The following is an 18,424-nucleotide window of genomic DNA, read 5'->3' as shown; positions in this document are numbered from 1 at the left end:
CTATTATGAAAATTTTTAAACGAATTATGTTGATTTTACTCTCGATCATCCTGCTTATTGTAGTGGCAGTCGTTATCTTTTTTCGCACTGCACCACAGATAGGAGGCAAAGCCGCTGGCGAAAGACTTGAGCGAATGCAATCAGCTCCGAATTTTAGTGATGGTAAATTTCAGAATACCGTAGAGACTAAGATGGAGATGAGTTGGGCGACTATTCGCAAGTCTCTGGCTCATTATCTATTTGAAGATAAGACCTACAAAAATCCACAATGGATGATTCAGGTGAGGAAGTTCAGTAGGGAAAAATTTGATGAAATACCTGATGATAGCATCGCATTTGTATGGTTTGGGCATTCCACTATTCTCATGAAAATCAATGGGGTGACTATCCTTGCTGATCCGGTGATTGTGGGCGAGCGGGCTTCCATGTTTTCGTTTATGGGGCCGGAGCGGTTTGATTATACGTACCAGTTGACCATCGATGAGCTGCCGGAAATTGATGCAGTCATCCTGTCTCACGATCACTATGACCACCTGGACTACCCAACCATCAAAGCCCTAAAAGAGCGGGTAAATCGATTTTATCTACCGCTGGGAGTAGGTGCGCATTTTGAGCGCTGGGGCGTTCCTGCTGAAAACATTACCGAATTGAACTGGTGGGATGAGCTGGACTTCAAGGGATTGAGACTGGCCTTTGCACCAACCAGACATTTTTCTGGCAGAGGGTTTGGCGATCGGTTTAAAACCCTCTGGGGATCCTGGGTGATCCTGGGTGAAAACAAGCGGGTGTACTTCAGCGGCGATAGTGGTTACTTCCCGGGGTTTAAAGAAATAGGCGAAAAGTATGGTCCTTTTGATCTCACCTTTATGGAGTGTGGGGCCTACAATGAAGGCTGGAGTGAAATTCACATGTTTCCTGAAGAAACCGCCCAGGCTCACCTGGATGTAAAAGGCAGATTGCTCATGCCCATTCATTGGGGCAAATTCGACCTGAGTCTGCACCCATGGAAGGAGTCCGTTCAGCGATTGAACAAGAAAGCACTGGAAGAAAATATCAGGCTTTTCACGCCTGAGGTTGGACAGATAGTTTCTCTGTCAGACAGCTCTGACTTAGATCAGTGGTGGGAGAGCTATGACTAGTTTCCCCACTTTCCTTTCAGCATCGCAAGCTTGGCCTGAAGATCACCATCCGGCACTCGCTCTTCTTTTGGTTTGTTTTCGCACTGAGTTTGCCGAAACGTTTTATCACCCTGAGCTTTGTTTTGAGCACGCTTCTCACTTCGCTTCACCTGAGGAGCATCTCCTTTCATGGAGAGCGAAATACGCTTTCTGGGCACGTCTACCTCCAGTACGGTCACATTCACTTTTTGTCCCAATTTCACTACCTGGGTAGGATCGGATACGAATGAATTGGATAGGTGGCTGATATGTACCAACCCGTCCTGATGAACCCCGATATCCACAAAAGCACCAAACTTGGTGATGTTAGTAATCACGCCAGGTAGTTTCATTCCTTGCTTCAAATCGGTGATTTCATTCACGCCTTCCTGGAATTGCACCGCCTCAAACTGATCCCTTGGGTCACGGCCAGGCTTGTCAAGCTCGTCCATGATGTCTTTTAGGGTAGGCAGCCCCACTTCATCTGACACATATTTTTTCAGGTCCACTTTTTTTCGAAGTTCAGCGCTGGTCATCAGGTCTTTGACGGTGGCCTGAGCATCTTTTGCCATTTGCTCCACAAGGTTATATCGCTCGGGGTGTACCGCACTCTTATCTAGTGGATTTTCCGCGCTAGCAATTCGCAAGAACCCTGCTGCCTGTTCAAATGCTTTGCCCCCTAAACGTGGAACACCTTTCAACGCCTCTCGTGATTTGAACGGGCCATTTTCATTTCTGTATTTCACAATGTTTTCTGCGATGCTTGCACCAAGGCCTGATACATAAGTCAATAGCTGCTTGCTGGCAGTATTGAGTTCCACACCCACATTATTCACACAGGCCATCACCACATCGTCCAGGGATTTTTTCAGGGCTGTCTGATCTACATCATGCTGATATTGACCTACTCCAATGGATTTCGCATCAATCTTCACTAGCTCAGCCAGCGGGTCCATCATTCTTCTACCAATAGAAACCGATCCCCTCACAGTCACATCCTCATTCGGGAATTCATCGCGGGCAACTTCAGAAGCAGAATAGATAGATGCCCCACTTTCGTTCACCATCGCAACGATTACATTGGACGGTAAGCCCAGCTTCTTCACAAACGATTCGGTCTCCCGGCTCGCTGTGCCATTCCCAATAGCGATGGCTTCAATCTGATGCTTTTCTACGAGATGCTTCACCGTTTCTCCCGCTCTGGTGATGTCCTTTTGTGGCTCGTTTGGATAGATGGCGGTAAACTCCAATAGCTTTCCTTGTTTGTCCAGACAAACCACTTTGCAACCAGTTCTAAACCCCGGATCGATGGCCATCACTGCTTTTTGTCCAAGCGGAGCTGCCATCAGTAGTTGTTTTAAGTTTTCTGCGAAAACCATAATGGCCTCTTCATCCGCCTGCTTTTTGCTTTCCATTCGCACCTCCGTCTCGATGCTTACGCTCATCAGTCGCTTGTAGCTATCCTTTGCAGCGGTAGCTACCTGCTCACTAGCCTCTGTAGAGCCCTTTACAAATTCCCGCTCAATGATTTGAATGGCTTCTTCTTCCTCCGGAGCAATGTTCATGGATAGGAACCCTTCTTTTTCACCTCGTCGGATGGCCAGCAATCGATGTGATGGGATTTTAGCAATAGGTTCCTCCCACTCGAAGTAGTCTTTGTATTTCTGCGCATCTGTGTCCTTCTCCTTGCTTTTCAGTACTTTGGAAGTGATGATGGCCTTTTTCATGAAGAGCTCCCGGATTTTCTGGCGGGTCTCTGCATGCTCGTTGATTGTTTCGGCGATGATGTCACGCGCACCCTGGAGGGCCTCTTCCTCGGATTCTATCCCTTTTTCACTATCGATGAATTTGGCAGCTTCTGAATGAACATCAAAATGACCCTGACCCAAAATCTTTAGTGCCAAAGGCTCCAAACCCTTCTCTTTAGCTACGCTGGCACGGGTCTTTCGTTTTGGTTTGTATGGAAGATAGAGGTCCTCCAATTTAGCCATGGTCTCTGCTTCATTGATTTTCTTCTCCAGTTCTGGCGTAAGTTTTTCCTGCTCTTTGATTGACTTTAAAATGGCCTCTCTACGAGCATCCAGATCACGAAGCTGCTGAATACGATCACGAATGGCTGCCACCTGCAAGTCATCCAGACTTCCTGTCACTTCTTTCCGATATCTGGAAATAAATGGTACCGTCGCTCCTTCATCTAGTAGCCCAACCGTGGCAGTTACTTGTCTTGGCGTAATGTTTAGTTCACTCGCAATTCGCGCTTCGTGTCTCATAAATTTGATCTAAAAATGGTCGCCAAAAATAACTCTGATTCAATCGAAAAGAGAAAATCGCAAAAGAGTTATCCACTTGTTGATAGGTAAGAGAATAAACATTTTTTTGATCTGAATCGTCTGTTCCAATAGGCAAATAGAAAGCCGAACTTGAACTATCCTCGCATCCAAAGACACTTCATTTGTCAATGGGAGAGTACTGGAAGTAGATGAAGGATTAAGTCAGATCCAAATTTTCCGCTACATCAGAACGGCCATTCATCGATTGAGGTAAATGACTTTTTAATGAATTCTTGTTTCTAAGCGAATAGACTGACTTATAAGCGGCCGGATCTTTGAAGAGTTGATCCAATTGAGCTCTGGTTTCCGTATCAATCAGTGGGATCAACGGCTGATCTACATCAAATAATTTGGAGATTGACTTTTTGATCTTACCATCCCATTCCTCGTAGTGGCTGTCAAAATCAGCGGGACTTACTTTCTTTCTACAAGATTTTTCACCACAAATAAGCGGAATCTCTACCTCCAGGTTAAAAATACCGTATTCGTCAGTTATTTGTTCGCCAGGAAATATATCCCGAATAGCCATTTCAAATCCATAGCCTGTGCTGATTGTGTTGCAGTTGCAGCAGTGGTTGACATATTTGGCAAAATCCCAGCTTATGATGCGGTTACCTTGCTCATCGATGTAGGAGTATTTTTCGATCACATCCTGCATTTCCTTGCTGTATAGCAGGTAGTCGGTGGGTGTTACTGTTATTTCAAGGCTGTCTTTTACATAGACAATCGTACCCTCTGGAATAAACGCTGTGGCAAACACACCGTAACCAACCTCGTCACTGATGTGTTTAATTTCCGTCTTCGGATGAATCATTAACACAAAGTTTACTCAGTAATTCGGAATTATTACGCATTTAAAAATTGGGAGGGAAATATTTTTTTCTGGGGAGAGCATACAGGATTCCACATCCACGGATATTCCGCTGTACGCCTTACTGCGTCCATCGCAGAACAGGCCGAATCCCATCCCGTCTAGGATGCTGAGGGATTCGCTTCGATCAAGATGTGAACACCCCTATAGTCCCCCAGGGGACATTCAGTCATGAAGTAAAGACGAAATCCCCCCTTGAAGGGGGCGAGTCGAGGATAAAGGGAGGGAGGGGGATGTATTTAAGATTTCTCCTATTGTCGAAATGACAGAAAGAGATACCACACTAACTTCGCCACATGTTCGATCCAACCTCCGTCGACCTGCCAATCGTAGAGATCCTCGATGAAGTAAAAAGTCACCTGGAAACAGATGCCACCCTCATCGTGCACGCACCTCCAGGGGCAGGGAAGAGTACGCTCTTGCCATTGGCACTACTCGAAGAAGACTGGCTGAAAGACCAAAAAATTATAATGCTGGAGCCGCGTCGATTGGCAGCTAAGTCCATCGCCATGAGAATGTCAGAACTGCTGGGAGAGAAAGTGGGCGAGACGATCGGCTACCGCATCCGGTTTGAGACGAACGTCAGCGACAAAACACAAATCGAAGTTGTGACAGAGGGAATCCTTACCCGGATGCTACACGGAGACAACTCGCTGGAGGGGGTAGGGCTGGTGATTTTTGATGAATTCCACGAACGAAGCATCCATGCTGATGTGGCGCTGGCTCTTTGTAGAGAGTCACAGCAGGTACTGCGTCCAGACCTGAAAATACTGGTGATGTCCGCCACGCTAAACATGCCCCAGTTGATTCAATCCCTGAAAGCACCGGTGGTACAAAGTGAAGGACGCCAGTACCCCGTTGAGATCATCTATGTTGGTGATCAGGATCAGTTTCTGATTCCGGAGATGACAGCCAACACGATTGTGAAAGCTTCGAAAGCACATGATGGAGACATCCTGGTATTTCTGCCCGGACAGGGAGAAATCAACAAATGTGCAGACCTGATCAAACCAAAACTGAGAGGGTTTGCAATCCATCCACTGTATGGTCAATTGCCCTACAACAGGCAAAAGGCTGCCATTCTTCCTGATCGGGACGGCCGACGAAAAGTGGTGCTGGCGACTAACATCGCCGAAACAAGTTTGACCATCGAAGGGGTGAAAATTGTGGTGGACACGGGCTTTGGTCGTACGATGAAGTGGGACCCAAAATCAGGACTGTCACGACTGGAAACAGTGCAGATCTCGAAAGACTCTGCTGATCAGCGTGCGGGACGGGCAGGACGATTGAGTCCCGGGGTGTGCTACCGTATGTGGTCTAAAGCCACGGACGGACGATTGCAAGAACACCGCACTCCCGAAATACTGGAATCGGATCTTTCCGGGCTAGCACTCGATTTGGCGAGCTGGGGAGTGATAGATCCGCAGAGCCTGACGTGGCTCTCACCCCCACCGAGAGGAGCGTGGCAGGCGGCCGTGCAAACCTTGCATGAGCTGGGAGCACTGGAAAACGGACGTATCACCGAGCATGGCAAGGCAGTGCATCGACTTCCTTGTCACCCACGACTGGCGCACATGATGCTGATGGCAGAAGAGGAAGATCTGGTACAGCTGGCGGCTGATGTGGCGGCCCTGCTGGAGGAGCGTGACCCGCTCGGGAAGGAAGCAGGCATTGACATCAACAACCGGATTGAGGCGTTGCGAACTCACCGCAGAGAAAACCGAAAAGGTGGACGTTTCGATCGGATAGAAAAAATTGCGCAATCCTACCGACAACTGTTTGATGCGGAAGCCGATAACGATCACTTTGATCCGTATGAGACCGGACTTCTCATCACGCACGCCTTTCCGGAGCGCATTGCGCACAACAGGCCGGGAAACAATGCACAGTTTAAGCTGGCCAATGGGCGCATCGCCATGGCTGGTCATCGGGATGATCTGGCGCATGAGCAGTGGCTCGCGATTGCCAACCTTGATGCACGAGATGGTATGGGTAAGATCTTCCTGGCTGCTCCACTCAACCCGAAAGATCTGGCACCTCGCGTGAAGGAAGTGGAGGTGATCGAGTGGGATACGGAAGATGGAGGACTCAATGCGAGCAAAGACCTGCGGATCGGCAGTATTGTTTTAAAATCGGTTCCTCTTCCGGATCCCGATCCTTCACGATTGAAAGAGGCTGTTATCAATGCTATAAAGAAAGAAGGTAAGACGCTGTTAGATTGGAATGAGGACGTTGAGCAACTACAAAACAGAGTAAAAAGTGTCAGTAAATGGCTGTCGGCCGATAATAGGCTGCCCTCCCAGGGGTGGCCGGATTATAGTACAGATACCCTGCTGATGACCAACGAAGAGTGGCTGGGACCGTACCTGAATGACGTGAAGAAACCGCATGAGCTGAAGAAGATCAATTTGGTGGAGGTGCTAACCCACGCGATGGATTACGAGCAGCAAAAGGCACTGAACCGACTGGCGCCTGCACGGATGGAGGTACCGAGTGGCTCCAACATTCAGATCATGTACCGTGACAATGGCGAGGCACCTGTGCTGGCTGCCCGCATCCAAGAGCTGTTTGGGATGGCGGAAACCCCGACGGTGAACGAAGGCAAAGTACCGCTGCTGATTCACCTGCTATCTCCGGGCTTCAAGCCTGTGCAGGTAACTTCCGACCTGAAAAACTTCTGGAATGAGACGTACTTCGAGGTGCGCAAAGACCTGAAAGGCCGCTACCCCAAGCACCACTGGCCAGACGACCCCTGGACTGCTGAGGCGGTAAGGGGAGTGCAAAGAAAGAACTAGAATTTTTTTTAGATAACCTAGGAAGCGCTTTGCGAAAAATGGTATCAGTTTGAACTATTGAGATAGTCTATTTAGCCTACACTCGATTTTTTGGATATTCGAGGCAAGATGCAAACTATTCTTATAGTAACAGTCATTTAATATGTGCCTAAATGAGATCTGATTAGTGGAATGAACTTTTCCTTTAAAGGGAGTATTTTATTATACTTACATTTACGAAATTAATATTTCGAAACATGAAAGGAACCAACCTTGGCGAATTCGAAGAACTGGTACTATTGACCGTAGGCATCCTCTATGACAATGCCTACAGTGTGGCAATTCAGCATGAGCTGAATAGACAGACGAATAGGAAAGTAAGTATTAGCTCTGTGCATGCGGCAGTTTATCGTCTGGAAGAAAAAGGACTATTGAAATCCAGGATGGGTGAGATGTCCAGCGAAAGAGGAGGGAAGCGAAAACGAATCTTCACCATCTCCAAAGCCGGAAAAGTAGCGCTTGAAAAAGCTAGCGAGCTCCGCAACCGAATGAGAAATCAAATACCAAAAATTGCATTTGAAAATCTGGGATGAGCAATCACCGACCACCTGAACTACCTCTCAAAATCTTTCGATCCTTCTGTTCTGAGGAACGCCTGGAAGAGCTGGAGGGAGATTTATACGAGGTTTATAATGAGTTTGTAGAAGAGAGAGGAGCCCGATTTTCAAATCTTTTCTACTGGTGGATTGTCATCCGAAGTTTTCGATCATATGCACTAAAAAGTACTAAAATGAATAGAAAAGGAAATGTATCTAGCGTCATGACTCATCTGCGTCACAATTTGGTGATCGCCTGGAGGAATCTGACAAAAAGCAAAAGCACCACAGCTATTAATATTCTGGGTCTATCAATTGGTATTGGTGCTTTTTTGGCCATTCTAAGTATTGTAAATTTTGAGTTGAGCTTTAACACTCGGATCCCTGATCACGATCGTATTTATAGAATCCATACTTCATACAGTGGGTCATTTACTGCGATCAATCGAGGGGTATCGGTGAAGGTGGGTGAGTATGTGGTGGAAAACTCTACGGGTCTTTCTGCTGCCGCACACTTTCAGACTTTTTCAGCGAAAGTGGAGGTGCCGAATGAGGAAGGAATTCCTAAGGATTTTGACAGACAAAGCCAGCTAGTGATTGCGCCACCTGCTTACTTCGATGTGATTGATCAATATGAGTGGCTGGCCGGGAATCGGCAGCAGGCATTGAGTGAACCTTTCAAAGTGGTACTCACCACTGAGCAGGCCACTAAGTATTTCAATAGCAATGACTGGATGGATTTACTGAATCGGGAAGTGATTTATCAGGACTCCTTGAGATTGCTCGTGTCCGGTATTGTCAAACTGCCAACTTATAATTCAGATTTTCAATTCACAGATTTCATTTCATATAAGACATTGGAAAATTCCTGGTTGGGTGAACGATTCGGAGGTGACTGGGGTAGTACCAACAGTTCATCTCAGCTCTGGGTAAAGGTGGGTGAAAATGTGAGCAAGGCAGATCTGATGCTACAGATGGAAGAAGTGGATAAGAAGGCTGCCGAACAAAATATGGATTTGGATTGGGTTTCAAAGTATGAATTGCAACCTCTTTCGGAGGTTCATTTCAATCCGGAAATCGGAATTTTTGATAACGGCCGTACGCCTGCGCATACACCAACCCTGACCATTCTCAGCATTGTAGCTTTTGCCATTCTGCTAATAGCCATTTTCAATTTTGTGAATCTTGAAACTGCACAATCGGCTTCAAAATCCAAAGAAGTAGGGGTTAGGAAAGTACTCGGAAGCCCCAAAGCGCAGCTGGTAGGCAGGTTTCTAACAGAAAGCACCATCATTTCGTTCTTTGCAGTTTTGCTAGCAATTCCTATTGCTCATTACGGATTTGTCTATTTCGAGGAATTTATTCCTGATGGTGTCAAGCTAGCCTATGATAGCCCTATTTTCTGGTTGGCACTTTTACTTTTGGCTCTGCTTGTAGGTTTCATAGCTGGAATCTACCCATCCTGGGTTGTATCTTCTTTTAAGCCAATAAAAGCACTCAGATCTGGAGCCAGCACCACCAATCCAGGAGGCGCATTCATCCGAAAGACACTGATTTTGTTTCAGTTTCTCTTTTCTCAACTGCTCATTGTAGGCACACTGGCAATTGCATGGCAGATTTCTTTCATGTTGGACAAGGAGTTGGGCTTCAAGGAAGATGGAGTGGTTTATTTCTATACGCCATACTATGAAGATTACAGCAAGCAAAAACTTATTCAGGATCGAATGGATGAAATGCCAGAGATCAGCGAATACGTGATCCAAAACACACCGCCGGTTCAAAACGGGTATTCCACCTCTACGGTCAAGTATGAATCAGAGAATGGAGAAGTGGTGACAAGTGCTCATCAAAAGTCGGGCGATACCACCTGGCTGAGGTTTTATGACATTGAGTTATTGGCAGGTCGTAATCTGCTCCCCAACGATACATTGCCAGAATTGCTCATCAATGAGACATTTATGAAAGATATGGGCTTCTCCGATCCAAGAGAAGCAGTGGGAACAACTTTCGAATTCAATAAACGACAGAATACTGTGGTGGGCATCATTGAGGACTTTCACTTCAGGTCACTTCACCACGCCATTGAACCTATGATGTTCTACTACGAAAGTGAATCACGCTGTATTGCTTTGAAAATACCGGGTGATAAGATGCAGGAGACAATTGATAGGCTTACCGATTTGTATACCGAGATCTATCCTGAAAGACCGTTCACAGCCTATTTCATGGATGAGACTATTGAGCGCTTTTATGAAACGGAGCGTAAGGCATCCAAGCTTGCATCTACTGCTACCGGGATCGCGATCTTGATTTCATGTCTTGGTTTGTTTGGTTTGATCTCTTTTACGATCGTTCAGAAATCGAAGGAATTGGGGATCAGAAAAGTGCTGGGTGCCTCATTATTCCATATTGGGACTATTCTGTCAAAAGAATTTATCATTTTGATCGTCATAGCATTTGTAGTGTCCACACCCATATCTTATTACATCATTTCTAAATGGATGGAAGATTTTGCCTACAAAACTGAAATTTCGTGGTGGATTTATGTACTCGGAGGCCTTGTATCAGTGATCATCGCTTTGGCATCCATTGGAGCCAAGGTGTGGAAAGCATCAGGAGCTAATCCAATTGATTCACTGAGATACGAATAGAGATTAACAGGAAGGGGCTAATAAGCCTCTTCCTCATCTCCAAAATCTACCTCAGCATCTTCGCCGAGATTTTCCCAGTCGATATCCGTCGCTTTGAGATCCTCAAGCGTATCTATGTCGTTGAGTTCCGGGAGCTTGTAGACGGAGAGTTCAAGCTCTTCGGCTTCCCGGAGAAGCTCTTGAAGCACGGTATCGGTGCTATATTCTTTGTCTTTGAAAAGTTGGGGGAGAAACTCCTTCATACCTAGTAAATAGTAACCACCATCTTTGGCAGGGCCTACCACCACATCATTTTCTTCCAGCATTTCAAAAGCCAGCTTAATTGTTTTGGAATTGAGATCATAGCAATCACTACCAATGATTACTACCTTGTTGTAAGAGTCAAATGCCTCATCAAAAGCGTTTGTCATCTTCTCACCAAGTTTGAATCCTTTTTGAGACGTTAGCTTGTAATCGCCATTGTCCCAGATGTCTTCAATCTCCACATATTCCGAATAATAAACGGACTTATCTACTTCAATCTTCTTTGTGATTTTGTGCGTGTGATGGACCAGCTCCTGATATACATCAAGCGCTTTGTCTATCCCAATATCCTTTGCCAGTCGGGTCTTCACCATGCCTGGAATCAGGTTTTTCACAAAAATCATCAACAAACTATCGCTCATAAACTTTTATTCCTTTGTACAGCCACTTTCCCCATGACTGATTGTAAGTATGTACACTATCGGTGGGCAGATTGTTTGAATCTACCACCTCATTCCCTTCATTTTTCCAGCCAAAAATACCCCCATACAAATTCTTCACATTGGTATAGCCGGCCTTTTGCAATTTTTCTCCCACCCGCTCGCTTCGATAACCAACAGAGCAGTAAACGATCACTTCCTGATCTTTGGGTACATCACTCACCTGTTCAACCTCAAAATCATCGTAATCCACAAACCGTGCTCCTGAAATATGACTGACCTGGTATTCTTCCTTTGCTCGGGTATCGAGGATCACCACCTCATTGAATTTTGATTTGAGTGAATCTGCTTTGATCAGCGGGACAGTATTTCTATACAGGCTCTCCATCTTCTCATCGAACGTCTTTTGTCCGCACGAAGTGAGGGAAGAGATCAATAGTAGAATGAAAGGTGGGATGTATTTTTTCATAGACTCAAAATTAACATCCCCCTAGCCCCCTTCAAAGGGGGATTTGTCGCTGAATTTTTCAGATTGTCCACTTGAGATGGTCCGACATTTCGGGACAACAGGGGTGTTTTTTATTTCTACAGATAGAATCATTAATACAATTGCATACTCGATAACAAGGATGTAAGCAGGAAGTTCAAAGCCACTTTGTGTGTATCCGATATACGTGAGAAAAATCAACAAAGACCAAACAATAGGATACCAAAATCCTGAAAGCAGTCCAAATGCCACCAGTGGCAAAATATACCATGGGTGCACAGTGGTAGCGAACAGGAGATAAACAGTAAGAATAGAAAGCAGGCTTTTTGGTAGTGACCATTTTCTTACCCAGCCTAGAATGGATATCGCAATGATTGAAAGGAATGACAGGATAGAAAGGAGAGGCCCAATCAACGCAATATTGTTGTATCCGTAAATCCAGAAACCGATCTCTCGGGCGATGAAGTAGATGCTGGCATTAAACTCAAACGACCGGAAATAGAGATCGAGACTACCTGTAATTCCGCTGATAAATTGAATATTTAGCATTGGAAGAAAGGTGAGCAATCCAATGATCCCTGCAAGTATGGAAATGAACCATCTCCTTTCCTTCAGTCCTTTCAAAAACAGATAAGGTAGATAGATCAGAGGAAGTAGTTTGGTTCCGATGGCTAGACCAAATACAGATGCAGAGAGCCAGTTTCTATTTTTCTCATATCCGTAAATGCCTGCCAGTAGGAAAAATATGACCAATCCTTCAAAGTGAAGATTTCCCACAAATTCCAGAATTACCAAAGGATTCAGAAAATACCAGAAAGCCAGATTAGCGGATTTTCCATAGTGGATCAAAAGCTTTTGAAGCATGAAAAGTGACCCCAAATCAGCAACAAGCAGGATCAGCCGAATCACATTGGCAGTCACCAGCCAGTCACCATCTCCGACCCTCACAGATACCCAAAAGATGAACTGATTAAGCGGTGGGTAAATGGTAAAATAATTTGGCGAATTGAGTCGCTCATAGAGTTGCTGATCAATCCCATCAATGTTTTTGTCCAGGTAAAATCCTGGTAACTCAGCGAAAGGATGAATGCCATTTTTGAGAAGTGTCCCATCCCAGATAAATCGGTATAGATCATCGGATAGTATTGGGAGACTCAGGAACAAAAGCACCCGGACAAGAATCCCGGTGGTCAGAAGGGTTTGTGTATTTTCAGACTTGTAAACGATAAAGAAGTACGCCGCGAAAGAACTTCCATAAGCCAGTATCAAGGGGAGAGATTGATATCGCTCAAACCAATTGCCCATGGAAAAAATGGCAAGGACAAAGATGGCCAGAAAGGTGTAGTAGCCTGTTTTTGATTGATTCAGGTTAGGCATGCTTGATCGGTTTTACCGACAAGATAAATACGTATGCAAAACCAATGGCCAACATGGCGTGAAAAAGCATTAGGCCGTAATCCTCTAGCTTGAAGCCGGAGAAGATGCCATAAACAAAATAAATGGATAAAAGTCCTTCCATGAATGTGACAGGAGTCAGGACTTTGCTGAGGTAAATATTGCCTTTCCAAGAGTCCCCTTTGGACTGCACGTTGAACTTTGGGGTTCGCACAAAAGGTGTTTTAATACCCAGGTATCCTTCCATCACTGCGATAGAATTGTGCAAGGCCATGCCCATGGAGAAAGCTAGGAACATCGGGAAATTTTTGATGAAATATCGGAGCGTGTATTCCGGGTGAGTGGCTTTTGCCGCTACCCAGTAAAAGAATCCCATCGCCAAAAACCCAATAATAAAAATGCTACCCAAGTCAAAAATGAGCCAAAGATCAGGATTGTATTCTTTGATATACAGCATGGGAATACTTAGCACAGCGGCAATCAACAATAACAAAAACACTGAGCTATTGAGCAGGTGCATGGTCGCACGTACCTTGTGTTTCCACCCAATATTGGAGGTGAGCACCTTTCCCAGTGTCTTGCGAGCCGTTTCTGCTGCCCCTTTGTTCCAGCGGTATTGCTGGGATTTCACTGCAGGGATCAGGATTGGAAGCTCCGCCGGGGATTCTATTTCTTCCCGGTAGACAAACTTCCAGCCTTTGAGCTGCGCACGGTAGCTCAGGTCCAGATCTTCGGTGATGGTATCATATTGCCAGCCTCCCGCATCTTCGATACATGCTTTTCGCCACACACCGGCTGTCCCGTTAAAGTTGATGAAGCTGCCCGCATGTTCCCGCCCCTTTTGCTCCACCGTAAAGTGTGCATCCAGCCAGAAGGCCTGAATCTTTGTCAAAGACCCATAGTCCGTATTCAGGTGGCTCCACTTGGTTTGCACCATCCCTACTTTTTCGTTGATGAATTTTGGAAGGGTGCAAATCAGGAATTCAGGGTTTGGCACAAAATCGGCATCAAAGATTGCGATATACTCTCCTTTGGCTTTTTCGAGTCCATAGGCTAGTGCTCCTGCCTTAAATCCCATCCGATCCGGACGTCTGATCTGCTTGATGTCCCAGCCATTCGAAGCATAGGCATTTACCTTTTTCTCTACGATCTGCAAGGTCTCGTCCGTAGAATCATCCAGAATCTGGATCTCGAGTTTGTCTTTCGGATATTGGATTTTGGTCACCGCATCAATCAACCGCTCCACCACATATCGCTCATTGAAAATGGGTAACTGAATGGTCACAACAGGGTATTCCTGCAATTCTTCACCTAATTCTTCCTTTTGCTTTTTGGCTTTCAGATAATGCCACGTAAGGTTGAACTGGCCCAAACTAAAAAGGCAAATGATCAACAGTGTGACACTGTAAAGTACGATGACTAACCACTCCACCTTATAGGTATTTAAAGATTGTATAGATGATTTTGTATCCCGCTCCCAAGGTTCCTTTTATCGTTCCGCTCACTTTTGAAACACCAATTCTCTGTCTGTAATTCACCGGAATATCTTTGGTTCGCAAATTTAGCTTAGCTGCCTTTAATTGCATCTCCACCGTCCAGCCATAGTTACGATCTTCCATCCCGATTGCCAGGAGGCTTTCATACCTGATGGCTCGGAATGGGCCCAGATCCGTATATTTTTTTTGGTAAAAAATTTTGATCAGAGTAGTCGCCAGCCAGTTGCCAAACAGCTGCTGGATGGTCATGCTGCCTTTCTCTTTCTGTCCTAATGCCCGTGAGCCGATCACCATATCCACTTCTTCATCAATGATTGGTTTTACCAGATCAATCAATTGTTCAGGGTAATCCGAGTGGTCGCCATCCAGGAACACCACAATGTCCGGTTTGGTGGGTGAGGAGGCAATGTGCGCCATTCCTTTCAGACAGGCATTTCCATAGCCTCTGGCCGGTTCCTTGAGAGCGGTAGCACCTCTGGATTTGGCCTGCTGAAAAGTATCGTCCGTGGAGCCATTGTCCACCACAATAACCTCAGACACACAATCTTTCGGAATCTCATCGATGACAAGCCCAACAGCATTTTGCTCGTTGAATGCAGGGATAATTACACGAATGTCTGGCTTGCTCAAAAAACGCCTCTTTATAGTGAGGCGCAAAGGTAGGTTTAATAGGAAGTTAAAAATGACTTTTCCGAGACATTAGCTATACAATCGAGAGAGCCCGAGTCATGGGAATCTTATGCTACCTGATTGTAACAGATCCCCAAGTCTCACTCCTTCGTCGTTCGCAAGGGGATAGCGAGGAGGAAATAATTTGGAGTATTCGTAGTTTAGATGAGATGCTTCGTTCCTCAGCATGACAGCACAGAAATACTTGCGTTGTTCATCACTAGAATGTCATCCTGAACGTAGTGAAGGATCTATACAATCGAGAGCCCGAGTCATGGGAATCTTAATGCTACCTGATTGTAACATATCCCCAAGTCTCACTCCTTCGTCGTTCGCAAGGGGATAGCGAGGAGGAATAATTTGGAGCATTCGTAGTTTAGATGAGATGCTTCGTTCCTCAGCATGACAGCACAGAAATACTTGCGTTGCTCATCACTAGAATGTCATCCTGAACGTAGTGAAGGATCTCTTCTACTCCACTTTCTTGAAAACAAATCCCATTTTCTGTTCGCCAGCTGAGATAACGGCAGTCATCTGATTTCCTTCCAGTGTGTATTCAATCTTCTTAGGGAAGTCATGCTCAGGATTCTCACAGACAAATCCGTTTTTGGAAACTGAGGTGACTTTAAAATAGGTAGGCTCGGCGTTACTGCTCACATCTGCCACATAGTAAATAGCTCCTTCTTTTTCGATGATCCTGAGCTTCTCCACGAAGGAGGTGTCAGCTTCTTTCGTGGAGACACCCATCCCTTTGTATCCCTCTTTGGTCTTCTTCCAACTTTCGAATGCGGTTGTGCCGGGTCTAGTATTTTGCCGCTCCCAGCTTCCCACCATCCATTTGAAATCTTTGAGTGACTGGCTATACGAGTATTGGCTTAGAAACACCGCGATAAAGAGGAAGAATAGTCTTTTCATAATATAAGTTTCTGGCAATGATAGTGGGCTGGTTTTTCAGGATATTGTAAAAAACCGACATGGTGGTGATGCAAGCTTTTGGAAAGTTTAAAACTTTCCAAAAGGTCCATTTATGACCTTCAAAATGCAGATTGTATCTGTTTCCACCCCAGGCAACAAGCCAGGGTGATACAAAACCGTTTTTTGTATATTTGGAGTGCGTGATATATCCGATTACAAATGACTAAAAACCGTTTTTAAGTTTGATTATCCGTTTATAAGGACAAGACGCACTTGAAAAAAATATTGGAAAAATAGCGCGCACAGTGCTCGCTATATCAATGTTAGATGCCACCTACTCAATCTATGGACATTAAGAAAATAGCAGATACTTATTTGAGGTTTCTTTATCTCAAGTCTCGTCAAAATATCAGAAAAGGATATAGTACATCAGCAATAGCCTCGCTAAGCGGTTTAGATAAAACAGAAGTCTTTAATGTTTTAAAATATTTATCTGACAAGAACTTAATAGACACGAAAAGCGGATATGGAGATGCAGTAATAATCACAACCCTAGGGATTGATTATGTCAATAAGATTCGAGAGAGCTTACAGTTCAAGTATTTAAAGTTTGTTTCAATACGACAACTTCCGTTGACTCGAAGTGCATACGATTATATAATCAATTACGAAATATCAAGTGAAGATGGAAAGATCAATGAATATTTTATCAAGGTTACAATCTCGACTGTAGTACTGGCTATTTGGAGAGATTCTTTTCCTCAGTTCTCATCACCAGTAGAGCAAATGAAAAACCTCGAAATGGTACTGCTCCAGATAGCCAAAGAGAAAATAATAGAAAAAGTTAAGGAAGGAACGTTATCCGAGGAAGAGGAATTAATACTACTGTCTGAAAACACCCCACATACCTGTCCAATTAGTGCTAATGAACTTGTTGATGTTAAGCATGCTGAATATGAAATAGAACTACATGACTCGAAATTGTCCGTGGAAATATACAACGATACTATGGCATCCAAGATTATCGAAAAAAGAGATAATGTAAATGCCTTATTTCATTCGAAACATAAGAATCGACTTTTGTTATTGGTTGAAGAAAGAAACCTTCTTGACTTTTTTAAAGACGCTAAATCTGAAGAGGAATTCTCGCATCGAATTGCTTCTCTTGGACAAATTTCTCGCGACATTAATCTTGAAGCATTAAGAAAGTGTGTTGTTGAATATGATAAGGATGATAAGTCCCTACAACTCCTTGATAAATACCTAAGACAAATTGGTGTAGATAACCTATCAATAGTTAATAGAATTAGGAATATTGGGAGGCTTAGGCAAGGATACCCAATTCACACTGATATCACTGGTACAATTAAAGCTCTAGCTTTTTTTGATATTAGCTACCCGATTGAGGATTATTCTAAGGCGTGGAACATTCTATTAAACGCATATCATGAATCTCTGACTGAATTATTGGAGGCTTTCAAAATTGAATTCTTAAGGAAAGAAGGTGGATAATAAACGTTATCAGCCATAAGCTAACTGAGCTATTTTGAAAAGCTCAGCTACTGATGATTATTGGTCGATAAAAGCAACCACCTACTTCCTCAAGAAAAAATTCGCCAGATTCACTTCATCAAAACCGTAGTTGGAGGGCTCCTCTCCGGTAAATTCCTTGAAATTTTTAATGAAATGGGATTGATCAAAATAGCCCGACTTCAGTGCCGTTCGTACCCAGGAGTCGTTCTGATCTTTTATCACGTCGAAGATGTAATTGAAGCGGATGATGCGGCAATAAAACTTGGGAGTGAGACCGATCACTTTTTTAAACAGGCGCTCCAGTTGACGGGCACTTAATGCTGCCTCACAGGCCATTTGATCCATGTCAATCATGCCGTGGCTTTCATGGATTTGTGAGATGCACGTTCGGATTTTTTCTTGTGGGTTAAGATTTGGGAGATGCCTTTTCAACCAGCTTTCAGCCAGTTCCACTTTTTGCTTCATGGGGGAATCCTCATTCTGGATTTTCACCAGATTCTCAGTGCCAGAAATGAGTGTATCCAGCGGCAGCACCTGATCGGTCAGCTCGGATACATCCAGTTGAAAGAGTTCATGGAAAGCTGTCGGATAGAGCTTGATCCCGAGCATGCCGGATTTTCCGGTGTTTTCCAGAAAGAAATACTTGCTGATCTGGCTGGAGAAAAGCAGGCTCTTTTGCTCCCCCCATTGTCCGCTTAGATTGATGCGGTATGGGTCTCCATAGTGGATGATGATCTCACTGAATCCATCCGGGATGATTTTTTGTTGGGAGACTTTCAGGTCGTCACTCTCAAAAATCCAGTACTCCTTGACGAGTTCCTTTAAATCTTCGGAAGGCTGAAAGCTTTCATAGCGCATGGTGCAAAC

General features: G+C 44.7%; 14 protein-coding genes. 5 read left to right on the top strand and 9 right to left on the bottom strand.

The window, feature by feature from the left end; all coding sequences use genetic code 11:
- Positions 1-5 precede the first annotated feature (5 nt).
- Positions 6-1,139 carry an MBL fold metallo-hydrolase gene (locus RLN88_RS14100; protein ID WP_350222057.1) on the top strand — a complete coding sequence of 378 codons (1,134 nt, stop codon included), beginning with the start codon at positions 6-8 and terminating at the stop codon, positions 1,137-1,139.
- Here the strand turns inward: RLN88_RS14100 and RLN88_RS14095 are convergent.
- Complete coding sequence (locus RLN88_RS14095) at positions 1,136-3,427, bottom strand: Tex family protein (protein ID WP_350222056.1); 2,292 nt, start codon at positions 3,425-3,427, stop codon at positions 1,136-1,138. The genes RLN88_RS14100 and RLN88_RS14095 overlap by 4 nt on opposite strands.
- A 217-nt stretch (positions 3,428-3,644) precedes the next feature.
- A complete protein-coding gene (locus RLN88_RS14090; protein ID WP_350222055.1) occupies positions 3,645-4,301 on the bottom strand; it encodes an SET domain-containing protein in 657 nt (218 codons plus the stop codon).
- Between the two features lie 353 nt (positions 4,302-4,654).
- Between RLN88_RS14090 and hrpB the strand changes: the two genes are divergently transcribed.
- From hrpB to RLN88_RS14075, 3 genes are all read left to right on the top strand, one after another.
- Positions 4,655-7,153, top strand: a complete 2,499-nt coding sequence (hrpB, locus tag RLN88_RS14085; protein WP_350222054.1) for an ATP-dependent helicase HrpB — start codon at positions 4,655-4,657, stop codon at positions 7,151-7,153.
- Between the two features lie 236 nt (positions 7,154-7,389).
- Positions 7,390-7,725: a PadR family transcriptional regulator gene (locus RLN88_RS14080; RefSeq protein ID WP_350222053.1), complete on the top strand. Its 336-nt coding sequence runs from the start codon at positions 7,390-7,392 to the stop codon at positions 7,723-7,725.
- Positions 7,722-10,379, top strand: a complete 2,658-nt coding sequence (locus RLN88_RS14075) for an FtsX-like permease family protein (RefSeq protein WP_350222052.1) — start codon at positions 7,722-7,724, stop codon at positions 10,377-10,379. The genes RLN88_RS14080 and RLN88_RS14075 overlap by 4 nt, the downstream gene beginning before the upstream one ends.
- 17 nt (positions 10,380-10,396) lie before the next feature.
- On the opposite strand, the gene RLN88_RS14070 is transcribed toward RLN88_RS14075, so the two are convergent.
- The 6 genes from RLN88_RS14070 to RLN88_RS14045 all read right to left on the bottom strand — a co-directional run bounded on the left by RLN88_RS14070 (position 10,397) and on the right by RLN88_RS14045 (position 16,024).
- On the bottom strand, positions 10,397-11,044 hold the full coding sequence (locus RLN88_RS14070; protein ID WP_350222051.1) for a TIGR04282 family arsenosugar biosynthesis glycosyltransferase: 648 nt from the start codon (positions 11,042-11,044) through the stop codon (positions 10,397-10,399).
- Positions 11,034-11,531 (bottom strand): rhodanese-like domain-containing protein, encoded by a 498-nt coding sequence (locus tag RLN88_RS14065; RefSeq protein WP_350222050.1) that lies wholly within the window; start codon positions 11,529-11,531, stop codon positions 11,034-11,036. The genes RLN88_RS14070 and RLN88_RS14065 overlap by 11 nt, the downstream gene beginning before the upstream one ends.
- Positions 11,532-11,552: 21 nt before the next feature.
- Entirely contained in the window at positions 11,553-12,926 is a 1,374-nt protein-coding gene (locus tag RLN88_RS14060) for an MptA/MptB family glycosyltransferase (protein WP_350222049.1), read from the bottom strand.
- Positions 12,919-14,376 (bottom strand): cellulose synthase family protein, encoded by a 1,458-nt coding sequence (locus RLN88_RS14055; protein WP_350222048.1) that lies wholly within the window; start codon positions 14,374-14,376, stop codon positions 12,919-12,921. Before RLN88_RS14055 ends, RLN88_RS14060 begins: the two co-directional genes overlap by 8 nt.
- Before the next feature lies 1 nt (position 14,377).
- A complete protein-coding gene (locus RLN88_RS14050) occupies positions 14,378-15,070 on the bottom strand; it encodes a glycosyltransferase family 2 protein (RefSeq protein WP_350222047.1) in 693 nt (230 codons plus the stop codon).
- Between the two features lie 510 nt (positions 15,071-15,580).
- Positions 15,581-16,024 (bottom strand): DUF6265 family protein, encoded by a 444-nt coding sequence (locus RLN88_RS14045; RefSeq protein WP_350222046.1) that lies wholly within the window; start codon positions 16,022-16,024, stop codon positions 15,581-15,583.
- 345 nt (positions 16,025-16,369) lie between these two features.
- Between RLN88_RS14045 and RLN88_RS14040 the strand changes: the two genes are divergently transcribed.
- The gene (locus RLN88_RS14040) at positions 16,370-17,536 is read left to right on the top strand and encodes a hypothetical protein (RefSeq protein WP_350222045.1); all 1,167 of its coding nucleotides are present in this window, start codon (positions 16,370-16,372) and stop codon (positions 17,534-17,536) included.
- An 81-nt stretch (positions 17,537-17,617) separates the two neighbouring features.
- Here RLN88_RS14040 and RLN88_RS14035 read toward each other — a convergent pair whose 3' ends face one another.
- On the bottom strand, positions 17,618-18,415 hold the full coding sequence (locus RLN88_RS14035) for a DUF6597 domain-containing transcriptional factor (protein WP_350222044.1): 798 nt from the start codon (positions 18,413-18,415) through the stop codon (positions 17,618-17,620).
- Positions 18,416-18,424: the final 9 nt, after the last annotated feature.

The sequence above is a fragment of the Ekhidna sp. genome, assembly GCF_040223195.1.
Taxonomy (GTDB): domain Bacteria; phylum Bacteroidota; class Bacteroidia; order Cytophagales; family Cyclobacteriaceae; genus Ekhidna.
Note: the sequence above shows the minus strand (reverse complement) of the source record. Positions and strands in the feature narration are given on the sequence as shown.